The sequence below is a fragment of the Halioglobus sp. HI00S01 genome (genome assembly GCF_001635445.1).
GTDB classification, from domain to species: Bacteria; Pseudomonadota; Gammaproteobacteria; order Pseudomonadales; family Halieaceae; genus Halioglobus; species Halioglobus japonicus.
On record NZ_LWEE01000015.1, the window covers coordinates 111475 to 124581 of the forward strand.

The window sequence follows — 13107 nt, forward strand, 5'->3', positions numbered from 1 at the left end:
CGGTCTTATTCTGCGAGCAATGCTTGCAGAGTCTGTTCCAATTCACCCAGCGGCAATGCCTGCTGGGGGATACGTTCTTTATCGTCTGCGCGCAGCGCCTTGAGGCTGACCGTACCTGCAGCCACCTCATCTTCGCCCCAGATCAGGGCCAGGCGCGCGCCGGATTTGTCGGCCTTCTTCATCTGGCTTTTAAAACTGCCACCGCCGTTGTGCTGCACAATGTTCAGCTGGGGTACGGCATCGCGCAGGGTTTCGGTGGTCGCAATAGCCTGACGCTGGGCGTCGTCACCAAAGCTCACCACGTACACATCGGCCTGGGCAGGGGCCGCGGGCAACGTGCCACAGGCCTCCAGCAGCAGTACCAGGCGCTCAACACCCATAGCAAAGCCGACACCGGGCACAGGATTGCCGCCGAGCTGCTCCACCAGTCCATCATAGCGGCCACCGCCACATACGGTGCCCTGGGAGCCGAGCTGGTCGGTCACCCACTCGAACACAGTCTTGTTGTAGTAATCGAGGCCACGCACCAGGCGCTGGTTCACCGCGTAGGCTACCCCCGCTGCGTCGAGGAGTTCGCACAGGCGCGCAAAATCGGCACGGGATTCCTCATCCAGATAGTTAGCAAGCTCCGGAGCGTCATCCAGCAGCGCCTGGGTCTGAGGATTTTTGCTGTCGAGAATGCGCAGCGGGTTGCTGTCGAGGCGGCGCTGGCTGTCTTCGTCAAGCTCATCAAAACGCTCGCGCAGGTATACCACCAACGCGTCTCTATAAGCTTGCCGCGCCTCGGCGCCGCCAATCGAATTCAACTGCAGCTGCACATGCTCGGCCACACCCAGCTGACGCCACAGGCGCGCCGTCAGCAGAATCATCTCCGCGTCCATATCCGGGCTGGCAATGCCAAAGGCCTCGGCACCAAACTGGTGGAATTGGCGCTGGCGTCCCTTCTGGGGCCGCTCGTAGCGGAACATGGGGCCGGCATACCAGAGCCGCTGAGCCATATTCAGCAGGCCGTGCTGAATGGCGGCGCGCACACAACCTGCAGTGCCCTCTGGGCGCAGGGTCAGGCTGTCATCACTGCGATCGAGAAAGGTATACATCTCCTTCTCGACGATATCGGTTACCTCGCCCACACCGCGCTTGAACAGGTCAGTCTGCTCCACGACAGGCATGCGGATTTCGCTGTAGCCGTAACCTGTCATCAGGCGACGCACCACGGATTCTACGTGCTGCCAGTGGGGGCTCTCATCCGGGAGGATGTCGTTCATCCCACGGATGGCTCTAATCGTGCTCACATTTACTCCTTGAAACGGGTTAGGCCGAGCTCTTGAGGATGAGTTTGTCCTCTTGCTCTGCGCGCGCTGCATCCAGCTCCGCGGCCTTGTCCCTGATCACCTTCTCCAGGTGATCGACAAATTCTTCATTGCTGACTTTGTGGTCGGGCTCGCCATCCACATAAATCAGGTTGCTGGGCGTGGCGCCCGTCATACCGACATCCGCCTCGCGGGCTTCACCCGGGCCATTCACAATGCAACCGATAACAGCCACATCCATTGGCGTGCGAATATCTTCCAGGCGCTGCTCCAAAGCATTCATGGTGCCAATCACATCGAAGTTCTGGCGCGAACAGCTGGGACAGGCAATAAAGTTAATGCCGTTGGTGCGCAACTTGAGGCTCTTGAGAATCTCAAAGCCCACTTTCACTTCCTCAACCGGGTCAGCCGCCAGGGAAATGCGAATGGTGTCGCCAATGCCGTCCATGAGCAGCATGCCCAGGCCCACTGCCGACTTAACGGTACCGCCGCGCAGGCCGCCCGCCTCGGTAATACCCAGGTGCAACGGCTGATCAATTTCCTTGGCCAGCAGCCGGTAGGCCTCCACGGCCATAAAGACTTCAGAGGCTTTCACTGACACCTTGAAGTCATGGAAATCGTGTTTGTCGAGAATATCGACATGGTGCATCGCGGATTCGACCAGCGCCGCGGGCGTGGGTTCACCGTACTTGCGCTGCAACTCTTTGCCGAGGGATCCAGCATTCACGCCAATACGAATGGGAATGTTCTTGTCCTTGGCACAGCTGATCACTTCGCGCACTTTGTCGTCGCGGCCGATATTGCCCGGGTTGATGCGCAGGCAATCCACACCGTACTCCGCCACTTTGAGGGCGATTTTGTGATCGAAGTGAATGTCTGCCACCAGCGGCACACTCACCTGCTGGCGAATTTCACGAAAGGCCTCGGCGGCATCCATGCTCGGTACCGATACGCGCACAATGTCTGCGCCCGCTTCGGCAATCGCCTGTACCTGAGCCACGGTGGCCGCCACGTCACAGGTCTCGGTATTGGTCATGCTCTGCACGCTGATCGGTGCATCGCCGCCGACGGGCACATCGCCCACCCAGATCTTGCGCGACTCGCGACGCTTGATTGGAGATTCTGTATTCATGCTTAACCTCGCCAGAACCACAAGCCGGCAGTGAGTAACAACAGCGTGGCCAGTCCGATGACCACACCCAGCCCGGTGCTCTGCAACTGCAGGGCCTTGGTTTCGACCCGTTTCTTCCTGGCTCCCTGGCCCTGACGGTATTCGTCAAAGGCCTTGAGCAATGCGTCTTCGTCCATGCCTACCAGCTGACCATAGCTGCGCACATAGCCGCGGGCAAAAGCCGGGCTGCGCAACTCGTCGTAGGCATCGCGCTCAAGGATGTCCACATAATTGGGCATCAGGTTGAGGCGGTCGGCCACTTCCCGTTCGCCCAGCCCCTGGCTGATGCGCGCGGTGCGCAACATGCTGCCCGGGGTTACAAAAATTTCTGCCTGTGCGGTTATGTCACTGGTCACGATTACAGAGTCCGCTTATAGGCCTCGTATTCCGCCGACGTCGGATACAGGTTTTCCAGCGCCAGTGCATAGCTACCCTCGGCATTGAGGTCACCCTGCTGGCGCGCGAGGCGAATACCCAGCCACAAACCCCGCGCAGATTGCTGACGGGTCACGGTGCGGTAGGTGTCATAGTACTGACCGGCGGTAGTGAAGTCGGCAGCGTCATAGCGCAGCTGCGCCAGCTCCAGCAGCGCAATGCTGTTGGTGCGATCCATGGTAAGGGCCCGGCGGAAAGCCTCTTCAGCACCCTGGGGCTCAAAGTTCTGCACCCGGCACAAACCCAGGTTTACGAAGGCGCGGGGGCGCCCCGGGTACAGAGTGTCCTGTACCACGATTTCCAGCTCGCGCTGGGCGTCCTTGTAACGGCCCTGCGAGTAGAGGTAGGCCGCGTAATTATTTCTGGCCCGGGAGAAATTCTTGTCCAGCCGCAGCGCGGTCTGGTAGCTGTCTTCCGCCAGCTCAAATTCGCCGGTGCTCTGGTACACCAGTGCAAAGGCCTCGTGCACCTCGGCGTTCTTGGGGTCTATTTCACTGGCCAGGCGCAGGTTGCGTTTGGCATTGTCCCAGTCGCCTTCGCCGATATACTTACGCGCCAGCTCAACCCGATATTCCAGGGCTTTTTCAGGATCGGCCTTCTCGGTAAACACGGTCTCTTTGGTTGAGACACAGCCGGCCAGCAACATCGCAGTGGCCGCCGCGGCGATCATCCTGAACGCTGTTATTTTCATCACCCCTATGGTCACTTAACTCTGCCCCGTTGCCTGTTCGTTATTCTGGTCCGCAGCCTGACGATAGCGCTCGGCGCGGCGGGTGCGATCCACCACCTGGCCTACCAACTGGCCACAGGCGGCGTCGATATCGTCACCGCGGGTGGTGCGCACAGTGACAATATATCCTGCATCTACCAGTACTTGCCAGAAACGTGACACGGCATTGCCGCTGGGGCGCTGATAATCCGACTGATCGAAGGTATTGAATGGGATCAGGTTGATCTTGCAGGGGAAATCCTTGAGCAATTCCGCCAGCTCCAGGGCGTGCTCGCGCTGGTCATTAACGCCGGCGATGAGGGTGTACTCCACCGTGACCACGCGCTTCTTGTCGCTCTGGGCATCGATGTAGTTGCGGCAGCTTTCCAGCAGTACCGAGATGGGGTACTTGCGATTAATCGGCACCAGTTCATTGCGCAGCGCATCGTTAGGCGCGTGCAGGGAGACCGCCAGTGAGGCCTCGGAGACCTTCGCCAGCGCATCCAGGGCTGGCACTACGCCAGAGGTGCTCAGGGTTACCCGACGCTTGGAAATACCGTAGGCATTGTCTTCCATCATCAGGTCCATGGCCGCCACCACGTTGTCGAAGTTCAGCAGCGGCTCACCCATACCCATCATGACGACGTTAGTGACCACCCGACTGTTGCTCTGCTGGAAAGCGTCATAGGATTTGATGGCCAACCACACCTGGCCGATGATTTCCGCGGCGCTCAGATCGCGCTGGAAACCCTGTTTGCCAGTGGAGCAGAAGCTGCAGTCCAGGCTGCAGCCCACCTGTGAGGAAACACACAGGGTGGCCCGGTTGCCGTCGGGAATGAGGACGGTCTCAACCAGGCCGCCACCATCGACCCGAATGGCCCACTTGCGCGTACCGTCGTTGGAGTCGTGCTGGCTGACAATTTCGGGGGGACGAATCTCGGCGCGGCGGGCGAGCTTCTCGCGCAGGGCCTTGCCCAGGTTCGTCATTTGTTCGAAATCCGTGACGCCGTGGTGGTGAATCCACTTCAGCACCTGCACCGCGCGAAACTTCTTCTCCCCGATCTCGAGGAAAAACGCTTCCATGGCAGGCAGGGTCAGGCCCAGCAGGTTGGTTTTCTCAACCTGCTGTTGCTGATCTGCTGAACTGGCAATCACCGACGTCACTGATTCGTCCTCTTAGCGTGCGCAGATCTCGCTGGCAGCGAAGAAGTAGGCGATTTCACGAGCAGCAGACTCAGGGGAGTCAGAACCGTGTACCGCGTTGGCGTCGATGCTGGACGCGAAGTCAGCGCGGATAGTGCCTTCGTCGGCTTCCTGCGGGTTAGTCGCACCCATCAGTTCGCGGTTCTTGGCGATGGCGTTTTCACCTTCCAATACCTGTACAACCACAGGGCCGGAAGTCATGAACTCAACCAGGTCCTTGAAGAAGGGGCGCTCACGGTGCTCAGCGTAAAAACCGCCGGCAACCACGTCGTCCAGCTGCAGCATCTTTGCTGCAACAATCTGCAGGCCGTTGCTTTCGAAACGGGAGTAAATTTTGCCAATGATGTTCTTGCCTACGGCGTCGGGCTTGACGATGGACAGGGTGCGTTCTACAGCCATGGGGGTCTCCAAATGAGTATTTCAAAGATAAACACCCGCCCGGCGGAGAGCCTTGTGGGCCCCGCTGCAGGCAGGTGCGGTTAAAACCGCGCAATTATACGGGTTTCAGGGTGAGGTTTCACCCTGCCGGGGCCAATTGCGGCCTGAAAAAGACCTTTATAATCAGCCGCTTATGAAAAGCAACAAAATGCACATGGAATAAAAAAGGGGACGCTTGTGTTTTTCCCCGGGAAAAACCCTTACGCCCCCTCTCACGGACCGGGATATCAGTCCATTTCTTCGATCCAGGCGGCCTGAATGGCCTCGAGGATTTTCTCGCCACAGCGGCCCGGGTCGTCGTCGAAACCGGGCAGGGCAACCACCCAGTTGCGCAGGTCGACGAAGTTGAGCGCCAGGGGGTCTACATCCGGGTGAGCCTCGGTGAGCTCGATGGCTATATCGGTAATGTCAGTCCAGCGCATGGCGGCTACCTCAGTGACGCTCTGACACCATGTTAATGGTGTACTTGGGGATTTCTACCACGAGGTCTTCATCGGCCACAATCGCCTGGCAGGACAAGCGCGAATCCGGCTCCAGGCCCCAGGCCTTGTCGAGGTAGTCGTCCTCGAGCTCATCCGGTTCCTCCATTGAGTCATAGCCCTCACGCACAACGACATGGCAGGTTGTGCAGGCGCAGGACATCTCACAGGCATGCTCAATCTCGATATCGTTGCGCAACAGCGCCCGGCATACGCTCTCGCCGGGCTCAGCTTCGAGCACGGCGCCCTCAGGGCATAGGTTCTCATGGGGCAGGACCACAATGCGGGTCATGACGATTCCTCCTCGTCGAGCTCTTCCAGGCTGACTCCCGCCAGGGCCTGTTTAATGCTCTTGTCCATACGACGGGCAGCAAAGGCTTCGCTGGCCCGACCCAGTTCTTCTGTCAGTTTTCGAATTTCGGCGACATCGGTGCCAGCTACCTGCTCTCGCAGCGCGTCCATACGCTCGTGCAGTGCCCGGCATTCCGCTTCATTCAATAGTTCGGCAGCGTCTGCGGCGATAGCGACTTCCAAACCTTCCAGCAACTGCTGGGCATCGAGACGCTGCTCGGCCAGCTGCCGGGCGTTCTTGTCGTCGGCGGCATTGGTAAAGGACGATTGCAGCATATCGGTAATTTGCTCGTCGCTGAGGCCGAAGGACGGCTTCACGGTAACGCTGCTCTGCACACCGGTGGTTTCCTCCCGGGCAGAGACATTGAGCAGGCCGTCGGCATCCACCTGGAAGGTCACCCGGATACGGGCCGCACCGGCCACCATGGGCGGAATGCCGCGCAACTCAAAGCGCGCCAGTGAGCGCGAATCGGCGACCATTTCCCGCTCGCCCTGCACAATGTGCACGGCCAGGGCGGTCTGGCCATCCTTGTAAGTGGTGAAATCCTGGGCGCGGGTCACCGGGATCGTGGTATTGCGCGGAATGATCTTTTCTACCAGGCCACCCATGGTCTCCAAGCCCAGCGACAGCGGCAGAACATCCAGCAACAACAGGTCACCCTCGGGGCGATTGCCGGCGAGAATGTCCGCCTGAATCGCAGCGCCAACAGCCACGACCTTGTCGGGATCGATATCGATCAGCGGTTCACGGGTAAAGAACTCACCGACCGCTTCGCGCACCATGGGTACACGGGTAGCCCCCCCCACCATGACGACATTGGCAACCTCATCAACCTCGGCATCGCGCAGGCAGCGGCGACACGCGCGCAGCGTGCGCTTTACCAGGGGTTGGATCAGGGCCTCAAACGCGGTGCGATCCAGGGTCAGTGTCGGGGCACCCGGCACAATATCTGCGAGCGCCAATTCAACGGATTCACGCTCGGAAAGCTGCTCCTTGGCCGCGCGTGACAGACTGAACAGCGCGCGATGTTGACCCGCCTCAATCGTCTCGATACCGGCCTGCTCCAGCGCCCACCCGGCGATAGCCGCATCGAAATCATCGCCGCCGAGGGCGGTATCGCCGCCGGTGGCCAGTACTTCGAATACGCCGCGATGCAGGCGCAGAATGGAAATATCAAAGGTGCCGCCGCCGAGGTCGTAAACGGCAATAACGCCCTCTTCCTGAGAGTCGAGGCCATAGGCCACCGCCGCCGCAGTAGGTTCGTTGAGCAGGCGCAATACGGGCAGGCCGGCCAGCGTGGCCGCGTCTTTGGTCGCCTGACGCTGGGGCTCATCAAAGTAGGCAGGGACGGTAATCACGGCGCCTTCAATGGTGCCACCGAGTGTTTCCTCGGCGCGCAGACGCAGGGAATTCAGTATTTCGGAGGAGGCCTGTACGGGTGAAATTTCACCGGCGGTCGTGACTAAGCGCACCATGCCTTCATCGCTCTCAGCCAGCTGGTAATGGGAGCGCTCGGCATCCGCCTGCGCTTCATCGCGCCCGCGCCCCATAAAACGCTTTACCGACACCAGTGTATCCGCCGGATGCGCGCTGGCCAGCGCCTGGGCAGGCACACCCACCACGGGCAGCGCGGATGAATAGTTCACCACCGACGGCAGCATAACGGCGCCATCGTGATCAGGCAGGGCTTCAGCGCGACCACCGCGCACGGTTGCGACCAGCGAATTGGTAGTCCCCAGGTCGATGCCGACAGCGCGCCGAGTCTGGTGCGGTACCGGCGACTGGCCGGGTTCTGCTATCTGTAACAGCGCCATTTAACTATCCATTAAGTCGGCTTCGATCTGCTCGGCCTCAAGCTGCAGCTTCTCGAGATACTGCATCTTCACGCAGGCACTGGCGGCGGCCGGCAGATCTGATTGTTCATAGGCGGCTTTGAATTCCGCCCGGTGCATTTTGATGTCGCCCGCAATCTCTTCCAGCAGATGATCGAGCACAGTGTCGGGATCCACCAGATCGTGCATGGATTCAAGCTTTTCGCGCAGCTCCATCTGCTCCATCAAAAATCCGCCGTCAACCTGCTGGCGGCTCACCTGCTCCTGGCTCATACCGGCGAGCTCGAGCAGATATAGCGCCCGGGGCAGCGGCGCTTTCAACGCGGCGTGCGCCTCGTTGACAAAGGCGGAGTACTGCACGGCAACACGCTGTTCGTGCTCGCCGGCGGTCGCAAAGCGATCCGGGTGCAGCTCCTGCTGCAACTGCCGGTAGCGAGTACCCAGCGCAGACGTATCCAGCTCGAACTGCAAAGGCAGTTCAAACAGCTGGAAATAATTCTGAGAAAAGTCGGGAGAGCTCATACCACCTCGGCCTGATCGGATCGGGGTGACGGATTATACGGTAAAGCTCTCGCCGCAGCCGCACTCGGCGGAGACATTCGGGTTCTTGAACTGCAGGCCCTCATTGAGACCCTCTTTGACGAAGTCCAGCTCGGTACCCTCGAGGTAAGTCAGGCTCTTGGGGTCGATAAACACCTTGACGCCATGATCTTCAAACACCTCGTCTTCCGGTGCCTGCTCATCGACAAACTCCAGCACGTAGGCCATGCCGGAACAGCCGGATGTCGTCACTCCCAGGCGAATACCGAGGCCTCGGCCGCGACCATCGAGCTGCGCAGCAATATGCTCAGCAGCGGAGGCAGTGACAGAAACACCCATTAGCTGTCACCCCGCTTTTCGCGCAGGTCCTTAACGGCTGCCTTGATCGCATCTTCAGCGAGTACGCTGCAGTGGATCTTCACGGGCGGCAGGGCCAGTTCTTCAGCGATCTCGGTGTTCTTGATCTGCTCGGCTTCATCCAGGTTCTTGCCCTTCACCCACTCAGTGAGCAGCGAGCTGGAGGCGATGGCGCTGCCACAGCCGTAGGTTTTGAACTTGGCGTCTTCGATCACACCGTTGTCGTCTACCTTGATCTGCAGGCGCATGACGTCGCCGCAGGCCGGAGCGCCAACCATGCCGGTGCCAACGCTTTCGTCGCTTGCGTCCAGCTTGCCGACATTGCGGGGATTCTCGTAGTGATCCAGTACTTTGTCGCTATATGCCATGATGGTTCTCCTCTACCGCTAGTGCGCGGCCCATTCAATTGTGTCCAGGTCGATGCCGTCTTTGTACATGTCCCAGAGCGGGGACAGTTCGCGCAGTTTGCCGACGGCGCCGCGCAGTTGTTCGATTGCCACGTCTACATCTTCTTCCGTGGTGAAGCGGCCGAAGCTGAAACGTAGTGAGCTGTGAGCCAGCTCGTCGTTCAGACCCAGTGCCCGCAGCACGTAGGAAGGTTCCAGGCTCGCCGAGGTACAGGCGGAACCTGAGGAAATAGCCAGATCCTTCAGCGACATGATCAGGGATTCGCCTTCCACGAAAGCTATGCTGACGTTAATCGCACCGGGCAGGCGCTGGTCCATATCACCGTTGACGTGAACCTCTTCAATATCCTTGATGCCGTCCCAGAAACGCTGGCGCAGGGCGTTAACCTTCTCCGCTTCGCTCGCCATTTCTTCTTTGGCGATGTGGGCGGCTTCGCCCATGCCCACGATCTGGTGAGTGGCCAGGGTGCCGGAGCGCATACCGCGCTCATGACCGCCACCGTGCATTTGCGATTCCAGACGCACGCGGGGCTTGCGACGAACGTACAGTGCGCCAATACCCTTAGGGCCATACATTTTGTGCCCTGACATGGACAGCAGGTCCACTTTCATTTCTTTCAGGTCGATGGCGATTTTGCCCGCGCCCTGGGCTGCATCCACATGGAACAGCACGCCGGCATTGCGGGTGACTTCGCCGATGCCGGCGATATCGTTCACGGTGCCAATCTCGTTGTTGGCGTGCATGATGCTGACCAGAATAGTGTCTTCGCGCAGCGCCGCAGCCACCGCCTCCGGGGTAATCAGGCCGTGGGCGTCCGGGTCGAGGTAAGTAACCTCAAAGCCTTCGCGCTCGAGTTGACGGCAGGTATCCAGCACCGCTTTGTGCTCGATCTTGGAGGTGATGATGTGCTTGCCTTTCTTGCCGTAGAAGTGGGCGACGCCCTTGATGGCAAGGTTGTCGGACTCGGTGGCACCCGACGTCCAGACGATTTCGCGAGGGTCGGCACCAATCAGATCAGCCACCTGGCGACGGGCATTCTCAACGGCTTCTTCCGCCTTCCAACCGTACAGGTGGGAGCGGGATGCCGGGTTACCGAAGTTACCCTCCACCGACAGGCAGTGGACCATTTTCTCTACAACCCGAGGGTCGCAGGGGGTGGTGGCCAGATAGTCAAAGTAAATCGGTTTCTGCATTTTCTACAACTCCGTTATTCGGCCTCAGATCTCGCTGAGCGCCAGGGTCTCTACCCGATCTTGACGCGCGTCCTGACGCGCGGAAATTGTCTTCACTTCTCGCTTTTCCATCAGCTGGGCCAGGCTGATGTCACTCAGGAAGCCGTGAATCTGCTTGCTGAGGTCTTCCCAAAGGTGGTGGGTGAGGCACACTTCGCCCTGTTGGCAATGCCCTTTGCCGGCACAGCCCGTGGCATCGACGGTTTCGTTGACCGCATCAACGATCTGGGCGACGAAAATCTCATCGCGCTCGCGGCTCAACCGGTAACCGCCGCCAGGGCCGCGCACGCTGGTCACCAGCTCATTGCGGCGCAATTTCGCGAACAGCTGCTCCAGGTAGGACAGCGAAATATCCTGTCGTCCTGAGATGTCCGCGAGACTCACCGGACCCTTGCTGCCATGCAGCGCCAGATCCAGCATCGCAGTTACGGCATAACGCCCTTTGGTTGTAAGACGCATAGTCTCACCCCCCCATCTAATTTAGCGGAGCGAGTATGCAATAACCGACCTTTTTGGTCAAGTATAAGCCCGACCAATTTAGTCGGACAAAGCTCCGACTAGCGCTTGCCAATCCGCTTCTGGGTTTCGGTCAGAATGCCCCGCAGAATGTTCAATTCCATCTCATCCAGACGCACCCGGCTGTAGAGTCTGCGCAGGCGGGCCATCAGCTGGCGCGGGGCCGTCGGATTGAGGAATTCCACATCGATCAGGGTTTGCTCCAGGTGCTCGTAAAAGAGCTCCATCTGCTCGCGAGTGGTAAAGGGGGCATCCCACTCGGCGTCTTCCGTGGCTGGCACACTGTCCGCCGCCAGCAGCATCCGTAGCTCGTAACACACCACCTGCACCGCCATGGCCAGATTGAGTGAGCTGTAATCCTCCGAGGTCGGGATATTCAGGTGCAGGTTACAGGCCTGCAACTCCTCATTCTTGAGGCCGCGGTCTTCACGCCCGAACAGAATCGCCACCTGCTGATCGTCCGCAATACCGTCGATACGCTCGGCACATTTACGTGGATCAAGCAGCGGCCAGGGGATACGGCGGCCCCGGGCGCTGGTGCCCACGACAAACTGGCAATCGGCAATAGCTTCATCCAGGGTCTCGGTCACCACGGCACCATCGAGCACATCACCCGCAGAAGCGGCACGCCAGGTGGCCTCCTCGTGCGGATACTGCCTGGGTTCCACCAGATACAGGCGGCGCAGACCCATGTTTTTCATGGCGCGAGCCACTCCGCCGATATTGCCCGGCGTGTTGGTGTTTACCAGCACGATGCGAATGTTGTCGAGATTCATTAATCTGCCCTGATTTGGGGGCGCGAAGTTTAGCAGATTTTTTGTGCGGCTTGCTCTATAATCGCGCGCCCGAACACTGACTCAGGAAAACACCATGGAACCAATGGTCAACATTGCGCTGCGAGCCGCCCGTAAAGCCGGCGAAAACATCGTGCGCGCCTCCGATGATCTGGATCGTATCGACGTGGTGTCCAAGGGTACTAACGACTTTGTCAGCGAAGTGGACGTTAACGCCGAGCAGGAAATTCGGTACCACCTGAAGAAGGCCTACCCGGATCACGCGATTCTGGGTGAAGAAGGCGGCCTGGACGGCGACGCCGACGCGGAATACACCTGGATCATCGACCCTCTCGATGGCACCACCAACTTCGCACGCGGCATCCCCCACTACGCGATCTCCATTGCCTGCCTGCATAAGGGCAAGCTGGAACACGCGGTTGTACTCAACCCGGTACTGCGCGAGGAATTCACTGCCTCACGCGGCCGTGGCGCCTCTCTCAACGGCCGCCGTATCCGCGTCACCAAGCGCAACTCTCTGGACGGCGCCCTGCTGGGCACGGGCATCCCCTTCAAGGGACACTGCGACGACAAGCTTGGGGCCTACGCCAAGTCAGTGGAAGTACTGGCAGGCCAGTGCGCAGGCATCCGCCGCGCGGGCTCTGCGGCGCTGGACCTGGCCTATGTGGCTTCGGGACGCTTCGACGCGTTCTGGGAAGTGGGCCTGGCCAAGTGGGATATCGCTGCGGGCGCCCTGCTGGTGAAGGAAGCTGGCGGTCTGGTTGGCGACTTTAATGGCTCAGAGAACTATCTGGAGTCTGGCAATATTGTTGCCGGCAACCCTAAGTGTTTTAAGGCGGTATTGCAGGCTACTAAACCCCTGCTTGGCTGATTTCTTTATTGCTGCACGCACATCCGCCGTGGGTTAAAGTTTTGCTCACGGCCGCAAGCACAGCTCCGATGGCTACGGCCGCGGCGTAACTCGGGGTGGGATTGCTGCGCAATCCTCAAGCACCCCTCAAACACCCACCGCGGAAAGCCCTCCGCCCTCTCCGCTGCGCTTGAGCGCGGCCTGATTGTTCGCAAAACCTTAACCCACGACGGATGCGCTCTTCCATTGAGCTACAAAGCGCTGCGTGTAGATAAATCGAACGGGAACTACTGGATCGTAAGGCCAAACTAAGGTTCCAGCCCACACAACAAAAATGCGCCACTCCTAGAGTTATAAACGCAAATACCGCAAAGCGCCCAGTTTAGAACCTAACAAGGATTGAGATCGAAGTAAGCCCTTCCGAGATCGTCCGTAGCCATGGATGGCGAAGGCCGAAGCGCGCCATGGATGGCCTTGCAGC

The 13107-nt window shown here is 59.4% G+C and carries 16 protein-coding genes; 1 reads left to right on the forward strand and 15 read right to left on the reverse strand.

Translation table 11 applies throughout. From position 1 onward, the window contains the following. Positions 1–5: 5 nt before the first annotated feature. The 15 genes from hisS to A3709_RS03615 all read right to left on the reverse strand — a co-directional run bounded on the left by hisS (position 6) and on the right by A3709_RS03615 (position 11758). Positions 6–1292 carry a histidine--tRNA ligase gene (hisS, locus tag A3709_RS03545; protein ID WP_082849866.1) on the reverse strand — a complete coding sequence of 429 codons (1287 nt, stop codon included), beginning with the start codon at positions 1290–1292 and terminating at the stop codon, positions 6–8. Between the two features lie 19 nt (positions 1293–1311). Next, complete coding sequence (gene ispG, locus A3709_RS03550) at positions 1312–2442, reverse strand: flavodoxin-dependent (E)-4-hydroxy-3-methylbut-2-enyl-diphosphate synthase (protein WP_066050170.1); 1131 nt, start codon at positions 2440–2442, stop codon at positions 1312–1314. 2 nt (positions 2443–2444) lie between these two features. Then, positions 2445–2837: a RodZ family helix-turn-helix domain-containing protein gene (locus A3709_RS03555; protein WP_066050172.1), complete on the reverse strand. Its 393-nt coding sequence runs from the start codon at positions 2835–2837 to the stop codon at positions 2445–2447. Between the two features lie 2 nt (positions 2838–2839). Continuing rightward, positions 2840–3607: a type IV pilus biogenesis/stability protein PilW gene (gene pilW, locus A3709_RS03560; protein ID WP_156507567.1), complete on the reverse strand. Its 768-nt coding sequence runs from the start codon at positions 3605–3607 to the stop codon at positions 2840–2842. A gap of 15 nt (positions 3608–3622) precedes the next feature. Beyond that, positions 3623–4789 (reverse strand): 23S rRNA (adenine(2503)-C(2))-methyltransferase RlmN, encoded by a 1167-nt coding sequence (rlmN, locus tag A3709_RS03565; RefSeq protein ID WP_066050178.1) that lies wholly within the window; start codon positions 4787–4789, stop codon positions 3623–3625. Positions 4790–4801: 12 nt separating this feature from the next. Continuing rightward, complete coding sequence (ndk, locus tag A3709_RS03570) at positions 4802–5227, reverse strand: nucleoside-diphosphate kinase (protein ID WP_066050181.1); 426 nt, start codon at positions 5225–5227, stop codon at positions 4802–4804. 266 nt (positions 5228–5493) lie between these two features. Beyond that, the gene (iscX, locus tag A3709_RS03575) at positions 5494–5688 is read right to left on the reverse strand and encodes a Fe-S cluster assembly protein IscX (RefSeq protein WP_066050184.1); all 195 of its coding nucleotides are present in this window, start codon (positions 5686–5688) and stop codon (positions 5494–5496) included. Positions 5689–5698: 10 nt separating this feature from the next. Next, positions 5699–6037 (reverse strand): ISC system 2Fe-2S type ferredoxin, encoded by a 339-nt coding sequence (gene fdx / locus A3709_RS03580; RefSeq protein ID WP_066050187.1) that lies wholly within the window; start codon positions 6035–6037, stop codon positions 5699–5701. Next, positions 6034–7911, reverse strand: a complete 1878-nt coding sequence (hscA, locus tag A3709_RS03585) for a Fe-S protein assembly chaperone HscA (protein WP_066050190.1) — start codon at positions 7909–7911, stop codon at positions 6034–6036. Before hscA ends, fdx begins: the two co-directional genes overlap by 4 nt. Next, a complete protein-coding gene (hscB, locus tag A3709_RS03590; protein ID WP_066050196.1) occupies positions 7912–8451 on the reverse strand; it encodes a Fe-S protein assembly co-chaperone HscB in 540 nt (179 codons plus the stop codon). Between the two features lie 33 nt (positions 8452–8484). Then, the gene (gene iscA, locus A3709_RS03595) at positions 8485–8808 is read right to left on the reverse strand and encodes an iron-sulfur cluster assembly protein IscA (RefSeq protein WP_066050199.1); all 324 of its coding nucleotides are present in this window, start codon (positions 8806–8808) and stop codon (positions 8485–8487) included. After that, positions 8808–9194 carry a Fe-S cluster assembly scaffold IscU gene (iscU, locus tag A3709_RS03600; RefSeq protein WP_066050202.1) on the reverse strand — a complete coding sequence of 129 codons (387 nt, stop codon included), beginning with the start codon at positions 9192–9194 and terminating at the stop codon, positions 8808–8810. Before iscU ends, iscA begins: the two co-directional genes overlap by 1 nt. An 18-nt stretch (positions 9195–9212) precedes the next feature. After that, positions 9213–10427 carry an IscS subfamily cysteine desulfurase gene (locus A3709_RS03605; protein WP_066050205.1) on the reverse strand — a complete coding sequence of 405 codons (1215 nt, stop codon included), beginning with the start codon at positions 10425–10427 and terminating at the stop codon, positions 9213–9215. 24 nt (positions 10428–10451) lie between these two features. Continuing rightward, complete coding sequence (gene iscR / locus A3709_RS03610) at positions 10452–10925, reverse strand: Fe-S cluster assembly transcriptional regulator IscR (RefSeq protein ID WP_066050208.1); 474 nt, start codon at positions 10923–10925, stop codon at positions 10452–10454. 98 nt (positions 10926–11023) lie between these two features. Further along, positions 11024–11758: an RNA methyltransferase gene (locus A3709_RS03615; RefSeq protein ID WP_066050211.1), complete on the reverse strand. Its 735-nt coding sequence runs from the start codon at positions 11756–11758 to the stop codon at positions 11024–11026. A 94-nt stretch (positions 11759–11852) separates the two neighbouring features. Between A3709_RS03615 and A3709_RS03620 the strand changes: the two genes are divergently transcribed. Then, the gene (locus A3709_RS03620; RefSeq protein ID WP_066050213.1) at positions 11853–12647 is read left to right on the forward strand and encodes an inositol monophosphatase family protein; all 795 of its coding nucleotides are present in this window, start codon (positions 11853–11855) and stop codon (positions 12645–12647) included. The last annotated feature ends 460 nt before the right edge of the window (positions 12648–13107 follow it).

Bases quoted from the DNA above. Each gene is read 5' to 3' on its own strand.
- iscR (WP_066050208.1), bottom strand. From the start codon at position 10,925: ATGCGTCTTACAACCAAAGGGCGTTATGCCGTAACTGCGATGCTGGAT.
- hscA (WP_066050190.1), bottom strand. From the start codon at position 7,911: ATGGCGCTGTTACAGATAGCAGAACCCGGCCAGTCGCCGGTACCGCAC.
- fdx (WP_066050187.1), bottom strand. From the start codon at position 6,037: ATGACCCGCATTGTGGTCCTGCCCCATGAGAACCTATGCCCTGAGGGC.
- iscU (WP_066050202.1), bottom strand. From the start codon at position 9,194: ATGGCATATAGCGACAAAGTACTGGATCACTACGAGAATCCCCGCAAT.
- A3709_RS03615 (WP_066050211.1), bottom strand. From the start codon at position 11,758: ATGAATCTCGACAACATTCGCATCGTGCTGGTAAACACCAACACGCCG.
- pilW (WP_156507567.1), bottom strand. From the start codon at position 3,607: ATGAAAATAACAGCGTTCAGGATGATCGCCGCGGCGGCCACTGCGATG.
- A3709_RS03620 (WP_066050213.1), top strand. From the start codon at position 11,853: ATGGAACCAATGGTCAACATTGCGCTGCGAGCCGCCCGTAAAGCCGGC.
- iscX (WP_066050184.1), bottom strand. From the start codon at position 5,688: ATGCGCTGGACTGACATTACCGATATAGCCATCGAGCTCACCGAGGCT.
- A3709_RS03605 (WP_066050205.1), bottom strand. From the start codon at position 10,427: ATGCAGAAACCGATTTACTTTGACTATCTGGCCACCACCCCCTGCGAC.
- ispG (WP_066050170.1), bottom strand. From the start codon at position 2,442: ATGAATACAGAATCTCCAATCAAGCGTCGCGAGTCGCGCAAGATCTGG.
- iscA (WP_066050199.1), bottom strand. From the start codon at position 8,808: ATGGGTGTTTCTGTCACTGCCTCCGCTGCTGAGCATATTGCTGCGCAG.
- ndk (WP_066050181.1), bottom strand. From the start codon at position 5,227: ATGGCTGTAGAACGCACCCTGTCCATCGTCAAGCCCGACGCCGTAGGC.
- hscB (WP_066050196.1), bottom strand. From the start codon at position 8,451: ATGAGCTCTCCCGACTTTTCTCAGAATTATTTCCAGCTGTTTGAACTG.